Genomic DNA, 19,911 nt, shown 5'->3' on the forward strand with positions numbered 1-19,911 from the left:
GACCCTAAGTGATGAAGCGCACCGTAGATCGTTCCGGACCGTGGTTGTCAGGGCCGGATGAATTACGCAACAATGGCGTTGTGAAAAACGGCGAGACCAAGCGGGGCACCCCCCAGGAGGAACTGGCGACCGGTGAGCGTTCGACGCGCAACCGGGTCGCGCGGTCCATCCTGGACCACGGCCCGTCCACGGTCGCCGAGCTGGCCGGACGCCTCGGCCTCACCCAGGCCGCGGTCCGCCGCCATCTCGACGCGCTCGCGGCGGACGGCGTCGTGGAGGCCCGTGAGCAGCGGGTCTACGGGGCGCGGACGCGCGGCCGCCCGGCCAAGGCGTTCGCCCTGACCGACTGCGGCCGGGACGCGTTCGACCAGTCCTACGACAAGCTCGCCGCGGACGCCCTGGGCTGGATCGCCGAGACCTCGGGCGAGGAGGCGGTCGCCGCCTTCGCCCGGGCCAGGATCGCGGCCCAGGCCGAGGCGTACCGCGCGGCGATCGACGCGGCGGAGCCCGGCGCGCGCACCAAGGCGTTGGCGAAGGCTCTGACCGCCGACGGGTACGCTGCTACGGCGCGTAGCGCGCCCGGCCCGCGGCGGGGCGAGCAGTTGTGCCAGCACCACTGCCCGGTCGCCCATGTCGCCGAGCAGTATCCGCAGCTGTGCGAGGCGGAGACGGAGTTCTTCTCCAGCCTCCTCGGCACGCATGTGCAGCGTCTGGCCACCATCGCCCACGGCGACGAGGTGTGCACGACGTACATCCCGCGCAGCGGCCGCACGGCGCCGCGGACCACCCCATCAGCATCCGCAAGCAAGGCCGGGAGGAACCCCGCATGACGCTCCCCACGGAGACCGCCCACCCTGAGCTCGAAGGTCTGGGCACGTACGAATTCGGCTGGGCCGACTCCGACGAGGCAGGCGCCGCGGCCAAGCGCGGGCTCTCCGAGGCCGTCGTCCGCGACATCTCGGCGAAGAAGCACGAGCCCGAGTGGATGCTGAAGCTGCGCCTGAAGGGCCTCAGGCTCTTCGACAAGAAGCCCATGCCCACCTGGGGCTCCGACCTGTCGGGCATCGACTTCGACAACATCAAGTACTTCGTGCGGTCCACGGAGAAGCAGGCGGAGTCCTGGGAGGACCTGCCCGAGGACATCAAGAACACCTACGACAAGCTCGGCATCCCGGAGGCGGAGAAGCAGCGCCTGGTCGCCGGCGTCGCCGCGCAGTACGAGTCCGAGGTCGTCTACCACCAGATCCGCGAGGACCTGGAGCAGCAGGGCGTCATCTTCCTCGACACCGACACCGCGCTGAAGGAGCACCCGGAGCTCTTCAAGGAGCACTTCGGCACCGTCATCCCGGTCGGCGACAACAAGTTCGCCTCGCTGAACACGGCCGTGTGGTCCGGCGGCTCGTTCATCTACGTGCCCAAGGGCGTCCACGTCGACATCCCGCTCCAGGCCTACTTCCGCATCAACACGGAGAACATGGGCCAGTTCGAGCGGACGCTGATCATCGTCGACGAGGACGCGTACGTCCACTACGTCGAGGGCTGCACCGCCCCGATCTACTCCTCCGACTCGCTGCACTCCGCGGTCGTCGAGATCATCGTGAAGAAGGGCGGCCGCTGCCGCTACACGACGATCCAGAACTGGTCGAACAACGTCTACAACCTGGTCACCAAGCGCGCCGTGGCCTACGAGGGCGCGACCATGGAGTGGGTCGACGGCAACATCGGCTCCAAGGTCACCATGAAGTACCCGGCGGTCTACCTGATGGGCGAGCACGCCAAGGGCGAGACCCTGTCCATCGCCTTCGCGGGCACCGGCCAGCACCAGGACGCCGGCGCGAAGATGGTGCACATGGCGCCGAACACCTCCTCCAACATCGTCTCCAAGTCGGTGGCCCGGGGCGGCGGCCGCACCTCCTACCGCGGTCTGATCGAGATCGGCGAGGGCGCGCCGGGCGCGAAGTCCAACGTGCTGTGCGACGCGCTGCTGGTCGACACGGTCTCGCGCTCCGACACCTACCCGTACGTCGACGTCCGCGAGGACGACGTGTCGATGGGGCACGAGGCGACGGTCTCCAAGGTCTCCGAGGACCAGCTCTTCTACCTGATGAGCCGCGGCATGACGGAGTTCGAGGCGATGGCGATGATCGTGCGCGGCTTCGTCGAGCCGATCGCCAAGGAACTGCCGATGGAGTACGCGCTCGAACTCAACCGGCTGATCGAGCTGCAGATGGAGGGTTCGGTCGGCTGACCCGGCCCGACGACCGAATCCCCGGACACTTCGGAACTGAGAAAGCGAGCACCACGACAGCCATGGCTGAGGCTCAGAACGCCCCCAAGGACCTCCGACGGGCTCCGGTCCAGGGGGGACCCGCCCCGGCGGGATCCACCACGACCGGCGCCATCGCGGTGGCCGCCGAGTCGACCGTCGCCACGCGCATGAGCGCGCCCCCGTCCTTCGACGTCGCGGACTTCCCGGTCCCGCACGGCCGCGAGGAGGAGTGGCGGTTCACGCCGCTGGACCGGCTGCGCGGACTGCACGACGGCACGGCCGTCGCCACCGGCGGCGGTGTGAAGGTGGCCGTCGAGGCGCCCGAGGGCGTCACCGTCGAGACCGTCGGCCGCGACGACGCCCGGCTCGGCCGGGCCGGCGTCCCGGTGGACCGCGTCGCCGCCCAGGCGTACTCCTCCTTCGAGCAGGCGTCCGTGGTCACGGTCCCCGAAGAGGCAGTGCTCACCGAGCCGATCCGCATCGCCGTGCACGGCGAGGGCGGCGTCGCCTTCGGCCACCAGGTCGTGGAGCTGGGCGCCTTCGCCGAGGCGGTCGTCGTCATCGACCACACCGGTGACGCGGTGCTCGCCGCCAACGTGGACTACGTCCTCGGCGACGGCGCGAAGCTGACCGTCGTCTCCGTGCAGGACTGGGACGAGACCGCGGTCCACGCCGGCCAGCACAACGCCCTGGTCGGCCGGGACGCCTCGTTCAAGTCGATCGTCGTCACCTTCGGCGGCGACCTGGTCCGCCTCCACCCGCGCGTCAGTTACGCGGGCACCGGCGGCGAGGCCGAGCTGTTCGGCCTGTACTTCACCGACGAGGGCCAGCACCAGGAGCACCGCCTGCTGGTCGACCACAACACCCCGCACTGCAAGTCCAACGCCGCCTACAAGGGCGCGCTCCAGGGCGACGACGCGCACGCGGTGTGGATCGGGGACGTCCTGATCCGGGCCGCCGCCGAGGGCACCGACACCTACGAGATGAACCGCAACCTCGTCCTCACGGACGGCGCGCGCGTCGACTCCGTGCCGAACCTGGAGATCGAGACCGGCGAGATCGTCGGCGCCGGCCACGCCTCCGCGACCGGCCGCTTCGACGACGAGCAGCTCTTCTACCTGATGGCGCGCGGCATCCCCGCCGACGAGGCCCGCCGGCTGGTCGTGCGCGGCTTCTTCGCGGAGCTCGTCCAGCAGATCGGCCTGCCGGACGTCGAGGCCCGGCTGATCGACCGGATCGAGACCGAGCTGAAGGCGTCCGTCTGATGGCCTTCGTCAGAGTGTGCGCGCTGAGCGAGCTGGAGGAGGACACCCCGAAGCGGGTGGAGCTCGACGGCGTCCCGGTGTCCGTCGTCCGTACCGAGGGCGAGGTGTTCGCGATCAACGACATCTGCTCGCACGCGAACGTCTCGCTGTCCGAGGGAGAGGTGGAGGACTGCATGATCGAGTGCTGGCTGCACGGCTCCAGCTTCGACCTCCGCACCGGCAAGCCGTCCGGCCTTCCCGCGACGCGCCCCGTCCCCGTATACCCCGTCAAGATCGAAGGGGACGATGTGCTCGTCTCCGTCACCCAGGAGTCCTGAGTCACCCATGGCAACGCTTGAAATCCGCGACCTGCACGTCACCGTCGAGGCCGACAACGCCACGAAGGAGATCCTCAAGGGCGTCGACCTGACCGTGAAGCAGGGCGAGACCCACGCCATCATGGGCCCCAACGGGTCCGGCAAGTCCACCCTCGCGTACTCGCTCGCGGGTCACCCCAAGTACACCGTCACCGGCGGTTCGGTGACCCTGGACGGCGAGGACGTCCTGGCGATGACCGTCGACGAGCGCGCCCGCGCCGGCGTGTTCCTCGCGATGCAGTACCCCGTCGAGGTCCCCGGCGTCTCCGTCTCCAACTTCCTGCGTACCTCCGCCACCGCCGTCCGCGGCGAGGCGCCCAAGTTGCGCACCTGGGTGAAGGAGGTCAAGGGGGCCATGGAGCGGCTCCAGATGGACCCGGCGTTCGCCGAGCGCAACGTCAACGAGGGCTTCTCCGGCGGTGAGAAGAAGCGCCACGAGATCCTTCAGCTGGAGCTGCTCAAGCCGAAGGTCGCGATCCTCGACGAGACCGACTCCGGTCTCGACGTCGACGCCCTGCGGATCGTCTCCGAGGGCGTCAACCGGGTCCGTGAGAGCGGCGAGGTCGGCACCCTGCTGATCACGCACTACACGCGGATCCTCCGTTACATCAAGCCCGACTTCGTGCACGTCTTCGCCAACGGCCGCATTGCCGAGTCCGGCGGCGCCGAGCTCGCCGACAAGCTGGAGAACGAGGGCTACGAGGCATACGTGAAGGGTGGCGCTTCCGCGTGACACAGCTGCCGGGCCTCCTCGACACCGAGGCGATCCGCAAGGACTTCCCCCTGCTGGATCGCACGGTCCACGACGGGAAGAAGGTCGTCTACCTGGACAGCGCGGCGACCTCGCAGAAGCCGCGCCAGGTCCTCGACGCCCTCAACGAGTACTACGAGCGTCACAACGCCAATGTGCACCGCGGCGTGTACACGATCGCGGAAGAGGCCACGGCGCTGTACGAGGGCGCCCGCGACAAGGTCGCCGCGTTCATCAACGCGCCCAGCCGCGACGAGGTGATCTTCACCAAGAACGCCTCCGAGTCGCTGAACCTCGTGGCCAACATGCTCGGCTGGGCCGACGAGCCCTACCGGGTGGACCGCGAGACCGAGATCGTCACCACGGAGATGGAGCACCACTCCAACATCGTGCCCTGGCAGCTGCTCGCGCAGCGCACCGGCGCGAAGCTGAAGTGGTTCGGCATCACCGACGACGGCCGTCTCGACCTGTCGAACATCGACGAGATCATCACCGAGAAGACGAAGATCGTCACCTTCACGCTGGTCTCGAACATCCTGGGCACGGTCAACCCGGTCGAGAAGATCGTCCGCCGGGCCCAGCAGGTCGGCGCGCTGGTCTGCATCGACGCCTCGCAGGCCGCCCCGCACATGGTGCTGGACGTGCAGGCGCTCCAGGCCGACTTCGTGGCCTTCACCGGGCACAAGATGGTCGGTCCGACCGGCATCGGCGTGCTCTGGGGACGCCAGGAGCTCCTGGAGGACCTGCCGCCGTTCCTCGGCGGCGGCGAGATGATCGAGACCGTCTCGATGCACTCGTCGACGTACGCCCCCGCGCCGCACAAGTTCGAGGCCGGTACGCCCCCGATCGCCCAGGCCGTCGGCCTCGGCGCGGCCGTGGACTACCTCTCGGCGATCGGCATGGAGAAGATCCACCGCCATGAGCAGGCGATCACCGAGTACGCGGTGAAGCGGCTGCTGGAGGTCCCCGATCTCCGGATCATCGGCCCGGCGACGGCCGAGGACCGCGGCGCCACGATCTCCTTCACGCTCGGCGACATCCACCCGCACGACGTGGGCCAGGTGCTCGACGAACAGGGCATCGCGGTCCGGGTCGGCCACCACTGCGCGCGGCCGGTCTGCCTGAGGTACGGAATTCCCGCGACGACGCGAGCGTCGTTCTATCTGTACTCCACGCCCGCCGAGGTCGACGCCCTGGTGGACGGACTGGAGCACGTACGGAACTTTTTCGGATAATGGGCGAGCGGCTGAGGGTTGACTGGTGAAGCTTGATTCCATGTACCAGGAAGTGATCCTGGACCACTACAAGCACCCCCACGGGCGTGGCCTGCGGGACGGCGACGCCGAGGTGCACCACGTCAACCCGACGTGCGGCGACGAGATCACTCTCCGGGTGAAGTACGACGGCGAGACCATCGCCGACGTGTCGTACGAGGGTCAGGGCTGCTCCATCAGCCAGGCCAGCGCCTCCGTGCTGAACGACCTGCTGGTCGGCAAGGAGCTGGGCCAGGCGCAGAAGATCCAGGAGGCCTTCCTGGAGCTGATGCAGTCGAAGGGCCAGCTGGAGCCGGACGACGCGATGGAGGAGGTGCTGGAGGACGCGGTCGCGTTCGCCGGCGTCTCCAAGTACCCCGCCCGGGTGAAATGCGCGCTGCTGAGCTGGATGGCGTGGAAGGACGCGACGGCGAAGGCGCTGTCCGAAGGGAAGACGGCATGAGCGAGAACACGGTGACATCCGAAGAGACCGCGACGGTCAAGCCGGCCTCCGAGGAGGAGGTCCGCGAGGCGCTGTACGACGTCGTCGACCCCGAGCTGGGCATCGACGTCGTCAACCTCGGGCTGATCTACGGCATCCACATCGACGACTCCAACATCGCCACCCTCGACATGACGCTGACGTCCGCGGCCTGTCCGCTGACCGACGTCATCGAGGACCAGGCGAAGTCGGCGACCGACGGCATCGTCAACGAACTGCGGATCAACTGGGTCTGGATGCCGCCGTGGGGTCCGGACAAGATCACGGACGACGGGCGCGAGCAGCTGCGCGCGCTGGGCTTCAACGTCTGATCCCACCGCGTCGTCCGGTCCCACCGCGTCACGACACCCGCACGGCACGGCCGACGGGGTGCGGCACCGCGCCCCGTCGGCCGTCGTGCGGGTGATGAACGGCCCCCGGTTCCCGCCGGGGGCCGTTCGCCGTTCGCGGCCCTCTCTTCACCCGCTCGCCGTTCGCGGCCCTCTCTTCACCCGCCGTACGTGCGGCGTGCGCCCGGTGTGCGCCCGGCGTTGTCACGGGTATCGGAACCTTCCCGCGACATCACACCGACGAGAGGCATGCCGTGCTGCACACGTCTTCGTTACGGAACCGCCGGACGGCCGCCGCCGCGGGCGCCGTTCTCGCGCTGACCGCCGTCGGGCTGAACGCCCCAGCCGAGGCCGCGAGTTACGGAACGCCGACGATCCGGCTCTCGGCCTCCTACCTCTCCGGGGCCGTCGGCGCGAGCGGCGACCCCGCGGTGACCGTCACCGTCGCGCAGAGCGGCGCCGACGCCGGGGCGCTCACGGTGGCGGCGTCCGCCAGCTCCACGTCGTCCGTCGCCCGCACCGGCGACGTCACCGTGACCGGCGCCGGCGCCACCCGGGAACTGACCGTCGCCGCCCGCGGCCGCGGCCGCACCGACCTCACCGTCAAGGTCACCGGGCTCGGCGGCAGGACCGCCACCGCCACACTGCACTACGCCGCGTCGGCCGCCGTGCGCGACGCCACCGTCACCCGCTACCTCACCGGTTCCGCGGACGCCTCGGCCGCCGTGGACGTCGGCGGGGGGTACGCGGTCGTCGCCGACGACGAGACCAACTCCCTGCGTCTGTACGACCGTCACGCCTCCGGTGGGCCGGTCAGGAGCTGGGACGTCGGCCCGGCGCTCGGGGTGTCCAAGGAGATCGACATCGAGGCCGCGGCCCGGGTCGGGAACACCGTCTACTGGACCGGTTCGCTCGGCAACAACAAGGACGGCCGGTACAAGGCCGACCGCAACACGGTGTTCACCACGACGGTGACCGGTTCCGGCGCCGATACCCGGCTGACGGTGGGCGGCTCGTACAAGAGGCTCCGGGACGACCTCGTGGCCTGGGACAAGGCGCACGGCAACCGGTTCGGCTTCGCGGCGGGGACGGCGGAGGGCCAGGTCCCCAAGCAGATCGACGGCTTCAACATCGAGGGCCTGGAGTTCGCGCCCGGCTCGACGAGCACCGCGTACCTCGGCTTCCGGGCCCCGCTGGCGCCGCCGAAGGCGGGCGGCAGGGCCCTGATCGTGCCCGTCACCAACTTCGACGAGGTGGCCGGCAGCGGGGCGAAGGCGGTCATCGGCACGCCGATCGAGCTGGACCTCGGCGGGCTCAGCATCCGTGACATCCGGAAGAACGCCGCCGACCAGTACCTCATCGTGGCCGGCTCCTGGGCGGCCGACGACAACTCCGCCCCGTACGCCCTCTACAGCTGGGACGGCGTCGCCGCGCACGCGCCGGTGAAGCGGCTCGACCTGCCCACCGGCGACCCGGGCGGCTGGGAGGCGGTCGTCGACGTCCCGGACCTCGGCGCGCCGGGCGCCCGCGCCCAGCTGATCACCGACTGCGGATCGGCCGATCTGTACGGGGACGGGACGGAGGCGAAGGACCTCGACCACGACGAGTGGAAGAAGTCCCGGGCCGTCTGGTTCACCGTCGGCGGCTGACGGAACGGCGGGTACGGAAGGGACGGCGGGGCCTTCGGACCGGGGCCTTGCCGCCCCTGTCCGTACCCGCCGCCGTCGCTTTCCTTCCCGCCGTCCCCGTCCGTTCCGGCCCGGGCGCGGTCCAGGGGGTGTCTGATAAATGCGTGCCGGACCCCGCGACGCCGCAGGTATTTGGCCGCAGGTATTTGTCAGACACCTAGTGACCCTGCGGGCCGTACGGCGGCGACACGGCCGCCGCCTCGGCCAGGGCCGGCCCCAGGTTCTCCGCGCGCATGCGCCGGTCGACGTAGAGGAGGCCGAGCACCAGCTGCGGGAACGTCGCGGAGACGAGCTGGCCGACCAGCTGCCCCAGGCTCAGCGCCAGCACATAGCCGCTCATGGCGAGGACGACCGCCGCGGGGCTCGGGTCGTCGGAGAGGGTGCTGCCGCCGATGGCGCCGGAGAAGACGCCGAGGAAGGAGAACGGCATCTGGACCATGTAGCTCACCACCGCGGCCATCGCGAAGCCCAGCAGGCCGATGCCGAAGACCCGCCACCAGTCGCCGCGCACCAGCCGCGACGAACGGCGCAGCGCCGCCACCGGGCGCTGCCCCTCGAAGACCACGGCCGAGGGGGCCAGGCTGAACTTCACCATGAGCCAGGCGGCCAGGGGAGCGGTGGCCAGAGCGCCCAGCAGACCGAGCGCGGCCCACAGCGGGGCGCTGGACCCGTCCGTCACGGCGAGGCCGATCATGAGGGCGAAGAAGCCGACCACCGCGAGCGCGAGCGGGACCGTCGCGATCAGGCAGGTGAGGAGCACCGTCCCGATCAGCGCCGGCACCCGGGACCAGGCCCGGCGCCAGACGGCGGAGAAGGTCGTCGGCCTGCCCAGCACCGCCTCCTGGAGGACCACCGGCACCGCCGCGTATACCAGGGTCGTGGTGACCACGAACGCGGCCATTCCGACCAGCCAGACGACGCCCAGTCCGGACAGCACCGGCACCAGGTCGCCCGTCGCCGGGTCCTCGTCGGCGCCGAGGGCGAGCAGCCGGCGCAGATGGTCGCCGACCGCCGAGTAGGCGACCATGGCCGCCAGCGCCACCGCGACCAGCGTGCCGCCGTACGCGCTCGCGCCGACCCCGAGCAGCTGCTTCCAGTAGCGTCCCAGCGTGCTGAAGGCGCCCCCGAGTATGTCTCCCAGCCTCAGAGGCGCCAGGGGTATCACTCCGGGCTTCGGCGGCGGCATCCAGCCACCCCAGCCCGGCGGCCCCCCGTACGGCGTCCCGTACGCGGCTCCGCCGCCCCACCCCGCATCCTGTGTCACCGCAGCTCCGTGATGTCTCGTATCCGTCATCGGCGTCCACGCCGGTCGGGACACCGTAGCGTCCCCTTTGGCGCGAAGTCGTCGTGCCGTCGGAGGAACGGCGATGCGTACACTCGTACACATGGGTTACGGACTGCTTGCCGCGGCGATCGCGGCGGAGGTCGCCGGCACGACGGCCATGAAGTACAGCGAGGGCTTCACCCGCCTCTGGCCCTCACTGATCACCGTCGTGGGTTATCTCGTCGCCTTCACGCTGCTCGCCCAGACGCTGAAGAGCCTCTCGGTGGGGACCGCCTACGCGATCTGGGCCGGCATCGGCACCGCCGCGGTCGCCGCCATCGGCATCCTCTTCATGGGCGAGTCCGGCAGTCCGGTCAAGCTCGCGGGCATAGCGCTGGTCATCGCCGGAGTGGTGGTGCTGAATCTGGGCGGGGCCCACTGATGACGCGCCGGTACGACCCCGAGCGGCGCGACCGCATCATCGACGCCGCGATCCGGGTCGTCGGCGCCAGGGGCATCGCGGGCCTCAGTCACCGTTCCGTGGCGGCCGAGGCCGACGTGCCGCTGGGCTCGACGACCTATCACTTCGCCTCGCTGGACGAGCTGCTGATCGCCGCGCTGCGCCGGTCGAACGAGAGCTTCGCCCAGCTCATCCGGGAGAGCCGGGTGCTCGCGGACCCCGAAGCCGACCTCGCCGGGGAACTCGCCCGGCTGCTGGGGGAGTACTTCTCCGGGGGGCGGGGGCGGGCCGAGCTGGAGTACGAGCTGTACCTCGCCGCGCTCCGCAGGCCCGCGCTGCGGCCCGTCGCCGCCGAATGGACCGACGCCGCGGCCGAGCTGCTCTCCCGGCGCACCGACCCGGCGACGGCGCGGGCGTTGGTCGCGCTCATGGACGGGATCTGCCTCCAGGCGCTGCTCACCGGCGGCGCGTACGACGAGGCGTACGCACGGGAGATGCTGGGGCGGGTCGTCGGCTGAGCGGGCGCGCCGGGCGAACGGGGGCGTCGCCCGGGAGCGGCGCCTACGGAGCGCGCCGGGAGCCGCCGGCGCGCCGAAGGGCCGCCGGGGGCCGTCGGCGCGCCGCCCCGAAGCCCCGGCGTCCGCCGCCAGGCACCCGGCGCCAGGCGTCCGTCGTCGGGCGCCCGGCCTCAGGCATCCGTGCCGTCCGCATGGCGGACCGCGGCCAGCGCCGCCCGCACGCTCGCCTCGACGTCCGGGATCGGATACAGCGCCGCACGGATCGTCCGCTCCCGGTCCACCACCAGGGTCAGCCGCTTCAGCCGGCTGGTCCCCGCCGCCCGGAAGGTCGGCAGCCGCAGGGCCGCCGCCAGCTCCAGTCCGGCGTCGGACAGCAGCGGGAAGCGCAGCCGTTCCGCCTCCGCGAACGCCCGCTGTTCGTCGGGCCGTTGGGTGGACACCCCGTGCACGGTCGCGCCCGCCGCCGTGAACTCGGCCAACTGGTCGCGGTAGGCGCAGGACTCCAGGGTGCAGCCGGTCGCGCCCGGGATCCCGGCCCAGCCCGGCGGATAGGCGTCCCGGCGGGCGTAGGCGCCGGGGAAGCAGTACAGGACGGTGTACGGGGTCCCGGCGACCGGGTCGCGCGGCTCGCCGTCCCGGTCCACCAGGCGCAGCTCGGGCACGCGCGTTCCCACCAGCGCGTGCACCCGGGCGGCCTCCTTCGAGTTCTCCTCGGCCGTCGCCGTCACGTCGCCCTCTCCCATCACCCAGGTGTCGCCCCAGTCCTGGAGCGCGATCAGCACGGGCAGCAGCGCGTGTCCGCGCCGGGTGAGCCGGTACTCGTGCCGGGGCGGCCGGTCCTGGTACGGCTCGCGGGACAGCACGCCCGCGTCGACCAGCAGCCGCAGTCGCTCGGCCAGCACCTTGCGGGACACGCCCAGCTCCGCCTGGAGCGCGTCGAAGCGGTGCACCCCGCGCGCCGTGTCACGCACGATCAGCAGGGTCCACCAGTCGCCGACCACGTCGAGCGCCTGGGCGATCGCGCAGTCGGCGTCGGCCAGGCTGGTGCGCTGGGGCATGAACTTCTCCGTCGGTCCGCCGGAGCCGGGGGCCTCCTGTCCGGCCGGCCCGGCCCGTTTCCCGTACCCTGCCACAGTCCGTTCCCCATGGGAACCCGTGGGGTCGCCGCAGGCGCGTCCGGCGGGGACGGGCGCCGCGCCGTGCCCGGCGGGGCGGGCGGCCGGACGGGCGCGGCCCGGGCGGGGCACGCCCGCGACCACCCGGCGAGACCGGTTGGCTCCGATCGCGTGTGCCCGGTTAGGTTTCGTGCATGAGCGATACCTCTTCTCCCCGCACCACCGGCGCCGTCGCCGCCGGCCTCGCCACCGTCGCCGGTGACGGCTCCGTCCTCGACACCTGGTTCCCCGCCCCCGAGCTCACCGCCGAGCCGGGCCCGGCCGGAACCGAGCGGCTCACCCCCGACCAGGCCGTCGGCCTCCTCGGCGAGGGCGCCGCCAGGGCCATCGGCGTGGACGCCCGCCGCGGTGTCGAGATCGTCGCCGTGCGCACGGTCATCGCCTCGCTCGACGACAAGCCGCTCGACGCCCACGACGCGTACCTGCGCCTGCACCTGCTCTCGCACCGCCTGGTCCGGCCGCACGGCCAGAACCTGGACGGCCTCTTCGGTCTCCTCTCCAACGTCGCCTGGACCTCGCTCGGCCCGGTCGCCGTGGACGACGTGGAGAAGGTGCGGCTGAACGCCCGCGCCGAGGGCCTGCACCTCCAGGTCACCTCCGTCGACAAGTTCCCCCGGATGACGGACTACGTCGCCCCGAAGGGCGTCCGGATCGCGGACGCGGACCGGGTCAGGCTGGGCGCGCACCTGGCCCCCGGCACCACCGTGATGCACGAGGGCTTCGTCAACTTCAACGCGGGCACCCTGGGCACCTCTATGGTCGAGGGCCGGATCTCCGCGGGCGTCGTGGTCGGCGACGGCTCCGACATCGGCGGCGGCGCCTCCACCATGGGGACCCTCTCCGGCGGTGGCAAGGAGCGCATCGTCATCGGCGAGCGCTGCCTGATCGGCGCCGAGGCCGGGGTCGGGATCGCGCTCGGCGACGAGTGCGTCGTCGAGGCCGGGCTCTATGTCACGGCGGGCACCCGGATCACGATGCCGGACGGCCAGATCGTCAAGGCCCGCGAGCTGTCCGGCGCCTCGAACATCCTCTTCCGCCGCAACTCGGTCACCGGCGCCGTCGAGGCCCGCCCGAACAACGCGGTCTGGGACGGCCTCAACGACATCCTGCACAGCCACAACTGAGCCGCGCCCCGGGCGTCACGGGCCGGGGGCGGGACTTTCGGCGCCTCCGAAGACGCCCCGGCCCGGCCCTGAGCCCGGACCCTGCTCACGGCCCGGACCCTGCTCACGGCCCTGAGCCCGGCCCGGAGGCCGGTTCCGGCCCGGACCTGGAGCCCGGTCGCGGCCCCGGCGGGGGTGTTCTCACCCGCGCCGGTCCGCGGCGGCGAGCAGCTCCTCGTACGCCTTCCGCAGCCCGTCGGCCGCCGCGCGCCCGGCGGGCTGCAGCGGCTCCCGGACCGGCCCGGCGTCGAGCAGCGCCTTCGCCGTGACCGTGCCGGGGAGCCCGGACGCCATCATCAGCTCGATCAGCGGGAGCGTCAGCCCGTTGAGCCGGGCGGCCCCGGCGGTGTCCCCGGCGTCGAACGCGTCCAGGACCGCCCGCAGCTGACGGGGCGCCACATTGGCGACCGTGCTGACGTACCCGGCCGCGCCGATCGCGTACAGCGGCAGGTTCAGCTCCTCGCTGCCCGAGTAGTACGCCAGCGAGGTCGCGCCGATCACCTTCGTCGCGCCGAGCAGGTCGTAGGAACAGTCCTTCACGGCGACCACGCGCGGGTGCTCCGCGAGGCGCAGCATGGTCTCCGGCTCGACGCGGGTGCCGGTGCGGCCGGGGATGTCGTACAGCATCACCGGCAGGCCGGTCGCGTCGGCGACCCGCCGGAAGTGCGCCTCGACGGCGGCCTGCGGCGGCTTGCTGTAGTACGGCGTCACCACCAGCAGGCCGTCCGCGCCGGCCTCCTCGGCCTGCCGGGCGAGGGCGACGGTGTGCCGGGTGTCCGGGCCGCCGACCCCGGCGACGACCGGCACCGCGTCCCCGACCGCCGCCCTGACGGCCCGCACCAGCGCGGCCTTCTCGGCGTCGGTGGTGGTCGGGGACTCGCCGGTGGTGCCGCTGAGCACCAGGCCGTCGCAGCCGGCCGCGACCAGGGAGGCGGCGTGCCGCCCGGCGGCCTCCGGGTCCAGCGTGCCGGACGCGGTGAACGGGGTGATCATGGCGCAGAGCGCCCGGCCGAAGGGGGCGGGGCGGGCGGCGGGGTTCGGGGGCGCCGTCGGGGAGGTGGGGTCTGTCATGCCCGCAGTGTCGGCGAACGGGACCGTGAAGGTCCACTTAGTTCTTCTTGGGGTGAAGGGTAAGAAACGCTCAACCATGGGAGCGATGCGGCCGCGCTCTGACCTGATCGAACGCCTGTCCGACGGGCCGAGGCGGGGTGGGTGCGTGAGCATGCGGGGGCGGGCACGGGCGGGGACCGGGCCGCGCCGGGGCGGGCGCGCGGTCACGGCCGCGCGCCGGAGTGCGGGCGGGCGCGCGCCGGGTCGCGCCGGGTCGCGCCGGGGCGTCAGCGGCGGGACATGTAGAGCGTGAAGGCCCGGTGCAGCAGCCTGTTGAGCGGGTAGTCCCATTCGCCGACGTACTCGGCGGCCCGGCCCCCGGTGCCGGCCTTGAAGCGCAGCAGCCCCAGCAGATGGTCGCCCTCGTCCAGGGTGTCGGTGATGCCGCGCAGATCGTAGACGGCCGCCCCCCGCTCATGGGCGTCGCTCATCATGCGCCACTGGATCGCGTTGCCGGGCTGGACCTCGCGCCTGCGGCCGGTCGAGGCCCCGTAGGAGTACCAGACGTGGTCGCCCACGGTCAGCATCGTCGCGGCGGCCAGCGTCTCGCCCTCGTGATGGGCGAGATAGAGCCGCATCCGGTCGGGGTCCTCGGCGCGCAGCGCGGTCCACATGCGCTGGAAGTAGCCGAGCGGACGGGGGACGAAGCGGTCGCGCCCGGCGGTCTCCCGGTACAGCTCGTGGAAGACCGGCAGGTCCTCGTAGCCGCCCTCGACAATCTTGACGCCCGCCTTCTCCGCCTTCCTGATGTTGCGCCGCCACTGCTGGTTCAGGCCGTCCCGGATCTCCTCCAGCGACCGCCCGGCGAACGGCACCTGGAAGACGTAACGGGGCTGCCCGGCGCTGAAACCGTCCTCGCCGCCGTCCTCGCCCCGCCGCCAGCCCAGCGCGAGCAGCCGGTCGACGAGCGCGGCCGCCCGCGGATCGTCCGCGTCCGCCGGCACGTCGCGCAGCCGCCGGGCCACCGGGTCGGCGATGGCCTCCTTGACCGTCCCGGCGTCCCAGCACCGGGCGACCACCGGCGGGCCCATGCGCACCGTGAACGCGCCCCGCGCCTTGAGATGCGCCAGCATCGGCCTCAGCCACCGCCCCAGGTCCGGATCGTGCCAGTCGATGACGGGCCCCTCCGGCAGATAGGCCAGGGTGCGCCGGGTCCGGGGGATCGGCCGGTGGAGCACGAGCGCCGCCCCGGCGAGCTGCTCCCGCCCGGTGGAGTCCGGCTCGAACCAGCCGAGGCTCTCCGCACGCCAGCCGGGCTTCACATCGCCCCACGACGGAACCTGCATGGGGCTCACGGCGGGGCGGCTCGCGACGAACGCCAGATGCTCCTCGCGGGTGATCGCCCTGAGATGCGGATGCATGCCGTACTCCGATCGTCTTCCGGCGGGCGCGCCGGACGGTTCCGCGGTTCCACGGGTCTGCCCGGCGCCGGCTCCACGCGTCCGCCGGTCCCGGCTCGACGGGGGCCGCCGGTCCCGGCGGCGGAGCGCCGTTGACCTCAAGCGCGCTTGACGTAGCAGTGTGGCCGTCGGCGGCGCGCCGCGCGGGCGCGCCGGGTCAGGAGGACCCGTCATGAGTGTGCGATTCGAATCCCGTCCCGATCCTGCCCGCAACGACGTCGGACTGGTCAAGGCGAGCACCTGGGACGTCGGCACTCCCGAGCGCCAACGGCGGACCGTCGAGGCGATCCGCCAGGCGTGGGACAGCCGCGACTGGCCGCACCCGGGGCTGCTCTCGTACACCGTCCATACCGGTGAGGACGGAAAGACCTTGTTCCACTACAGCCAGTGGAGTGGTGAACAGGCGTACCAGGACTTCTTCCGGCACGGCCGGGACGAGCGCAACGCGGACGTCGACGCCGCCGTGCCGGGCATCCGGCGGCTCGGACTGGACACCTTCGAGGTGTACCGGTCCCTGATGCCGGCGGACGGCGACGAGCGGGCGCCGGGCTGCGTGGTGATCGTCGACGTCCGGTTCGAGGGGGCGGACAAGGCCCGGCAGCGGGACTGGGTGGACACCGTGCTGGAGGCGCTGGCGACCGACCCGGCGCTCGCCCCCGGCGGCATCTCCGCCCACTTCCACGTGAGCGTCGACGGCACCCGGGTGCTCAACTACGCCGAATGGGAGAGCGCCCGGGCCCACGCCGACGCCCTGGCCGGACCCGGTGGGGGCGTCGGGTCCCGGACGCCGCAGTGGGAGCGCGTACGGACCTACCCGGGGGTCGCCGCCGGCGCCGTGCACCGGTACGCGCCCGCGCTCGGCGTCGGCCCGGTGACGGGCGCGTGACGGCGGCGGGGACGGGTGCGGACGCGGTGGAGCGGGCGCGTGACGGCGACGGCGGATCCGGACGCGGAACGGGCGCCCGGCGCGGGGCAATCCCCGGCGTACGACGGGCAGTTGTCAAGGGCTTGACCCGCTGTGGACGGTGTTCGCCGACGGAACCGGGCGGCATCGGGCGAAATGCGTCTACGCTTGGGCCGCCCGACCCGGTACGCACCGTACGCCCGAGGAGAGTCACCAGATGTCCGCAGAGCGCCCCACCCTGCCGCCCGTACGGCTGCCCATCGAAGCCGAGCTGGCCCGGGACGCGCTCGCCGCGCCGCTGCTCGCCCGCGCCGTCCGGCTCGCGCGCTGGGCCGGCCCGGAGACCCGGGTCGGCGCCGGCGGCGAGCTCGTCGAGGCGCAGCTGCCCGCGGCGGCCGAGCACCTCGGCCTCCCGGCGGACGACGAGGGCGCGGCGGAGGCGAGCGAGGCGTGGCGGCTCGCCGTCGACACGGGTCTCGTCGACGTCGAGGACCCGGACGAGGACGCCGGACCGGAAGCGGAGGGGACCGCCGCCGCCGGTGAGAACCTGGCGCTGATCACCGGGGGCTCGCCGCAGGACGTCCTGGAGATCTGGCTCGACGGGCTGGAGGCCGTGCACGCGGACGCCACCGCCCCCGTCTTCGACGATTTCGCCGACCTCGTCTCCGAGGACGGCACGGTCGACTTCGACGCCCTGGACTGGGACCCGGAGGCCGAGGCGGAGTTCCTCGACGGGGTCCTCGGCAACCTGTACCTGCTCACCGCCGCCGACGGCGACGCGGAGACGGCCCCGCTGCCGCTGCCCGTGCTCGCCGCCTCGGTGATCGTGCCGGAAGACATGGGCGAACCCACCGACGACATCCTGGAGCAGGTGTCCGAGGCGATGATGCGTCTCGACGACCAGTTCCGGATCCTGGAGCCCATCGGGATCGTGGAGTACCAGCCGGTGGACGAGGCGCTGCTGGTCGAGGAGGGCGAAGACGCCGACCCCCGGGCCGACGAGGAGGACGTCACCCGGTACGGCATGGTGAGGCTGACCCCGCTGGGCCTGTACGGCATCCGGGCCCGGATGCTGGACGCCGGGGTGGACGCCCCGGCGATCGGCGACCTGGCGGACAAGGGGGCCGACGCGCTCCTCGGCGGCATCGCCCGCTACCCGGAGGCCGCCGCCCGCGCGGAGGCCGAACTGTGGCTGGCCCGCCGCGGCACGGACGGAGCCGCGGCCGAGCTCCTCGCGGCCGCGCGGGGCGCGGACCGGGAGGCGCCGCTGCGCCGGCTCCACTGCCAGCAGGCGCTCTCGCTGCTGGGCGCGGAGGCGGAGCCCGCGGTGCGCGCGGTGCTGGACGACCCCGAGCTGGGCGGCCTCGCCCGGGTCTGGCTGGTGGAGCTGGGCGCGGCGGACGTGCCCGCGCCGCCGGAGTCGATGGTCTTCTGGCTCGCCGTCGACACCATCGCGGCCCAACTGGAGACGGATGGCGAACTGGACGAGCTCCAGGGCCTCATCGAGGGCCTGGCGAGCCGTCACAACGGTTTCTTCGACGAGGTCTGGCGGGTGGAGCACCCCGCGACGGCGGACGTCCTCGAAACGATGGGGCAGCTGCACAGCGACAAGAAGAAGGCCAAGGAGGCCCGCAAGGCGGCGTTCAAGGCGCGCTCGCGGGCCGGTTCCTGATGTTGTGTCAGTAATGTGCCGTCAGTGATGCGCGAGGCGTGCGCGGTGGCTGCGGCCCGCCCGGCGCGTGCGGACCCTTCGGTCCGTGCGGGCCGTCCGTGTTCGCACGCCCCTTCACGCGCACGCCCCTTCACGTGTGCGTCCGTTCGCGCGGACGTGTGCGCGTAAACCCTCGCGGCCGCCGTGAGTTCTTTCCGAGAGTCCTGTCCGTGCCCAGGTGCGCGGGCGGGACCCGTTTCTCCAGGTTGAAGAAGGCCGCGGGAACCGACCCCCGCCACCGGATTCCGTTCCGGTGTGGTGCCGTCGTCGGTTCCGCCGAACTGGATCGCTGGGCGTCACCACCGCATCGGCGATGACCGCACGCAGCTCCCGCGGCGGGGGCCGTACCGGGACCGTGCCCGGCCCCGGGACCGTGGCGTACGGGGGCGTCACGGGCCGGGCCCGGGCGGCTTCGGGCTGGTGCGTCCGGCCGCGGAGCGCGGGGGCCCCGGCGCCCGGCATGGGACCGGGGACCGGGGCGCGCCGGGAACGGGCTACAGCGCCTGGGCGGCGGGCTTCACCATGCCGCGGACGGTCCGTGACTTCACGAACTCGCCCAGGGCCGTCATCTCCCATTCGCCGGAGAACTGCTTGATCAGCTTCGCCATCATCACGCCGGTCTGCGGTTCCGCGCCGGTCAGGTCGAAGCGGACCAGCTCCTCGCCCGTGGCGCCGTCGACCAGGCGGCAGTACGCCTTGGCGACTTGGGTGAACTTCTGGCCCGTGAACGAGTTGACTGTGAAGACCAGGCCGGTCGCCTCCGCCGGGAGCCGGCCCAGGTCGACGACGATCACCTCGTCGTCCCCGGCGCCCTCGCCCGTGAGGTTGTCGCCGGAGTGCTTGATCGCGCCGTTCAGAATGGAGAGCTTGCCGAAGTAGCAGCTGTCCAGGTGGTCGCGGTTGGGACCGTAGGCGATCACCGAGGCGTCCAGGTCGATGTCCTTGCCGCGGTACGCGGGCTCCCAGCCGAGCCCCATCTTGACCTGAGAGAGCAGCGGTCGGCCGCCCTTGACCAGGGACACCGTCTCGTTCTTCCGGAGGCTGACCCGGCCCTTGTCCAGATTGATCCGGCCGGGGGCGGCGGGCGCGGCCGGCGGGGCGGCGGGAGCCGGCGGAGCCGCGATCCGCGGATCCACGGGAGGCGCGGGGGGCGTCGGGGGCGCGACGGGGGCGGGCGCGGTGACCGGCGCGGGCGGCGCCACGGGCGCGGGTTCGTCCTCGACGGAGACGCCGAAGTCCGTCGCGATGCCGGCCAGGCCGTTCGCGTAGCCCTGGCCGACCGCGCGGACCTTCCAGGCCCCGTTGCGGAGGTAGACCTCCATGACCACCAGCGCGGTCTCGGTCGTCAGACGGGGCGGGGTGAACGTGGCCAGCACGCTGCCGCCGTCGGCGTCGCGCACGGTCGCCGTGGGCTCGATGCCCTGGAAGGTCTGCCCCGCCGCGTCCGGGCTCGCCGTGACGACGATCTTCTCGATGCCGGGCGGGATCGCGGCGGTGTCCACCACGATCGCGTCCGGTGACGTGCCGCCGCCCGAGTGATACGTCACGCCGGGGCCGGCGGGCTGGTTGTAGAAGATGAAGTCGTCGTCGGAGCGCACCTTGCCGGAGGCGGTGAGCAGCAGGCCCGAAACGTCGAGCCGCACCGGTGCGGAGACGTCCACCGCCACACGGGCGGCGGAGAGGGGGATGTTCGAGCCGGGGGTCATAGCGGTCATGCAGGAGGTAACGAACGACCCGGCTTTGCCGTTCCCTTACCTTCGGCCGCCTTGACGTACCCCTGATGCGCCCTCACA

General features: G+C 72.3%; 19 protein-coding genes. 14 read left to right on the top strand and 5 right to left on the bottom strand.

The genetic code is table 11. From position 1 onward, the window contains the following. The first annotated feature begins 44 nt into the window (after window positions 1-44). From WA762_RS14070 to WA762_RS14110, 9 genes are all read left to right on the top strand, one after another. On the top strand, window positions 45-830 hold the full coding sequence (locus tag WA762_RS14070) for a helix-turn-helix transcriptional regulator (RefSeq protein ID WP_335936079.1): 786 nt from the start codon (window positions 45-47) through the stop codon (window positions 828-830). Beyond that, a complete protein-coding gene (sufB, locus tag WA762_RS14075) occupies window positions 827-2,248 on the top strand; it encodes a Fe-S cluster assembly protein SufB (RefSeq protein ID WP_335935973.1) in 1,422 nt (473 codons plus the stop codon). Before WA762_RS14070 ends, sufB begins: the two co-directional genes overlap by 4 nt. Window positions 2,249-2,310: 62 nt before the next feature. Then, entirely contained in the window at window positions 2,311-3,534 is a 1,224-nt protein-coding gene (gene sufD / locus WA762_RS14080; protein WP_443080586.1) for a Fe-S cluster assembly protein SufD, read from the top strand. Next, window positions 3,534-3,851: a bifunctional 3-phenylpropionate/cinnamic acid dioxygenase ferredoxin subunit gene (locus WA762_RS14085; RefSeq protein ID WP_335935974.1), complete on the top strand. Its 318-nt coding sequence runs from the start codon at window positions 3,534-3,536 to the stop codon at window positions 3,849-3,851. The genes sufD and WA762_RS14085 overlap by 1 nt, the downstream gene beginning before the upstream one ends. 7 nt (window positions 3,852-3,858) lie before the next feature. Continuing rightward, window positions 3,859-4,623, top strand: coding sequence for a Fe-S cluster assembly ATPase SufC (gene sufC / locus WA762_RS14090; RefSeq protein WP_335935975.1), 765 nt, complete (start codon window positions 3,859-3,861; stop codon window positions 4,621-4,623). After that, window positions 4,620-5,876, top strand: coding sequence for a cysteine desulfurase (locus WA762_RS14095; RefSeq protein ID WP_335935976.1), 1,257 nt, complete (start codon window positions 4,620-4,622; stop codon window positions 5,874-5,876). Before sufC ends, WA762_RS14095 begins: the two co-directional genes overlap by 4 nt. Before the next feature lie 25 nt (window positions 5,877-5,901). Next, window positions 5,902-6,357 carry a Fe-S cluster assembly sulfur transfer protein SufU gene (sufU, locus tag WA762_RS14100; RefSeq protein ID WP_335935977.1) on the top strand — a complete coding sequence of 152 codons (456 nt, stop codon included), beginning with the start codon at window positions 5,902-5,904 and terminating at the stop codon, window positions 6,355-6,357. Beyond that, a complete protein-coding gene (locus WA762_RS14105) occupies window positions 6,354-6,707 on the top strand; it encodes a metal-sulfur cluster assembly factor (RefSeq protein ID WP_335935978.1) in 354 nt (117 codons plus the stop codon). Before sufU ends, WA762_RS14105 begins: the two co-directional genes overlap by 4 nt. 272 nt (window positions 6,708-6,979) lie before the next feature. Beyond that, window positions 6,980-8,374, top strand: coding sequence for a DUF3616 domain-containing protein (locus WA762_RS14110; RefSeq protein ID WP_335935979.1), 1,395 nt, complete (start codon window positions 6,980-6,982; stop codon window positions 8,372-8,374). A 196-nt stretch (window positions 8,375-8,570) separates the two neighbouring features. Here the strand turns inward: WA762_RS14110 and WA762_RS14115 are convergent, their stop codons facing one another. Continuing rightward, window positions 8,571-9,677: a DUF7847 domain-containing protein gene (locus WA762_RS14115; RefSeq protein WP_335935980.1), complete on the bottom strand. Its 1,107-nt coding sequence runs from the start codon at window positions 9,675-9,677 to the stop codon at window positions 8,571-8,573. A 121-nt stretch (window positions 9,678-9,798) separates the two neighbouring features. Between WA762_RS14115 and WA762_RS14120 the strand changes: the two genes are divergently transcribed. Next, entirely contained in the window at window positions 9,799-10,119 is a 321-nt protein-coding gene (locus tag WA762_RS14120; RefSeq protein WP_335936081.1) for a DMT family transporter, read from the top strand. Further along, entirely contained in the window at window positions 10,119-10,655 is a 537-nt protein-coding gene (locus tag WA762_RS14125) for a TetR/AcrR family transcriptional regulator (protein WP_335935981.1), read from the top strand. Before WA762_RS14120 ends, WA762_RS14125 begins: the two co-directional genes overlap by 1 nt. A gap of 170 nt (window positions 10,656-10,825) precedes the next feature. Here WA762_RS14125 and WA762_RS14130 read toward each other — a convergent pair whose 3' ends face one another. Further along, entirely contained in the window at window positions 10,826-11,713 is an 888-nt protein-coding gene (locus tag WA762_RS14130) for a winged helix-turn-helix transcriptional regulator (protein WP_335935982.1), read from the bottom strand. Between the two features lie 251 nt (window positions 11,714-11,964). Between WA762_RS14130 and dapD the strand changes: the two genes are divergently transcribed. Continuing rightward, window positions 11,965-12,954: a 2,3,4,5-tetrahydropyridine-2,6-dicarboxylate N-succinyltransferase gene (dapD, locus tag WA762_RS14135; protein WP_335935983.1), complete on the top strand. Its 990-nt coding sequence runs from the start codon at window positions 11,965-11,967 to the stop codon at window positions 12,952-12,954. A gap of 180 nt (window positions 12,955-13,134) precedes the next feature. Here the strand turns inward: dapD and dapA are convergent, their stop codons facing one another. Both dapA and WA762_RS14145 read right to left on the bottom strand, forming a co-directional pair. Beyond that, a complete protein-coding gene (gene dapA, locus WA762_RS14140; protein ID WP_335935984.1) occupies window positions 13,135-14,064 on the bottom strand; it encodes a 4-hydroxy-tetrahydrodipicolinate synthase in 930 nt (309 codons plus the stop codon). 266 nt (window positions 14,065-14,330) lie between these two features. Continuing rightward, window positions 14,331-15,464 (bottom strand): lipid II:glycine glycyltransferase FemX, encoded by a 1,134-nt coding sequence (locus WA762_RS14145; RefSeq protein ID WP_335935985.1) that lies wholly within the window; start codon window positions 15,462-15,464, stop codon window positions 14,331-14,333. A gap of 211 nt (window positions 15,465-15,675) precedes the next feature. On the opposite strand from WA762_RS14145, the gene WA762_RS14150 reads away from it, so the two are divergent. Together WA762_RS14150 and WA762_RS14155 are read left to right on the top strand one after the other, a co-directional pair. Next, entirely contained in the window at window positions 15,676-16,389 is a 714-nt protein-coding gene (locus tag WA762_RS14150; protein ID WP_335935986.1) for an antibiotic biosynthesis monooxygenase, read from the top strand. Window positions 16,390-16,624: 235 nt separating this feature from the next. After that, entirely contained in the window at window positions 16,625-18,079 is a 1,455-nt protein-coding gene (locus WA762_RS14155; RefSeq protein WP_335935987.1) for a hypothetical protein, read from the top strand. A 533-nt stretch (window positions 18,080-18,612) separates the two neighbouring features. On the opposite strand, the gene WA762_RS14160 is transcribed toward WA762_RS14155, so the two are convergent. Continuing rightward, window positions 18,613-19,833: a TerD family protein gene (locus WA762_RS14160; RefSeq protein WP_335935988.1), complete on the bottom strand. Its 1,221-nt coding sequence runs from the start codon at window positions 19,831-19,833 to the stop codon at window positions 18,613-18,615. Between the last annotated feature and the right edge of the window lie 78 nt (window positions 19,834-19,911).

It is taken from the genome of Streptomyces tyrfis, from assembly GCF_037034285.1.
Lineage (GTDB): Bacteria > Actinomycetota > Actinomycetes > Streptomycetales > Streptomycetaceae > Streptomyces.

Bases quoted from the DNA above. Each gene is read 5' to 3' on its own strand.
- dapA (WP_335935984.1), bottom strand. From the start codon at position 14,064: ATGACAGACCCCACCTCCCCGACGGCGCCCCCGAACCCCGCCGCCCGC.
- WA762_RS14155 (WP_335935987.1), top strand. From the start codon at position 16,625: ATGTCCGCAGAGCGCCCCACCCTGCCGCCCGTACGGCTGCCCATCGAA.
- WA762_RS14150 (WP_335935986.1), top strand. From the start codon at position 15,676: ATGAGTGTGCGATTCGAATCCCGTCCCGATCCTGCCCGCAACGACGTC.
- WA762_RS14160 (WP_335935988.1), bottom strand. From the start codon at position 19,833: ATGACCGCTATGACCCCCGGCTCGAACATCCCCCTCTCCGCCGCCCGT.
- sufD (WP_443080586.1), top strand. From the start codon at position 2,311: ATGGCTGAGGCTCAGAACGCCCCCAAGGACCTCCGACGGGCTCCGGTC.
- WA762_RS14105 (WP_335935978.1), top strand. From the start codon at position 6,354: ATGAGCGAGAACACGGTGACATCCGAAGAGACCGCGACGGTCAAGCCG.
- dapD (WP_335935983.1), top strand. From the start codon at position 11,965: ATGAGCGATACCTCTTCTCCCCGCACCACCGGCGCCGTCGCCGCCGGC.
- sufB (WP_335935973.1), top strand. From the start codon at position 827: ATGACGCTCCCCACGGAGACCGCCCACCCTGAGCTCGAAGGTCTGGGC.
- sufC (WP_335935975.1), top strand. From the start codon at position 3,859: ATGGCAACGCTTGAAATCCGCGACCTGCACGTCACCGTCGAGGCCGAC.
- WA762_RS14125 (WP_335935981.1), top strand. From the start codon at position 10,119: ATGACGCGCCGGTACGACCCCGAGCGGCGCGACCGCATCATCGACGCC.
- WA762_RS14130 (WP_335935982.1), bottom strand. From the start codon at position 11,713: ATGCCCCAGCGCACCAGCCTGGCCGACGCCGACTGCGCGATCGCCCAG.
- WA762_RS14120 (WP_335936081.1), top strand. From the start codon at position 9,799: ATGGGTTACGGACTGCTTGCCGCGGCGATCGCGGCGGAGGTCGCCGGC.
- WA762_RS14085 (WP_335935974.1), top strand. From the start codon at position 3,534: ATGGCCTTCGTCAGAGTGTGCGCGCTGAGCGAGCTGGAGGAGGACACC.
- WA762_RS14145 (WP_335935985.1), bottom strand. From the start codon at position 15,464: ATGCATCCGCATCTCAGGGCGATCACCCGCGAGGAGCATCTGGCGTTC.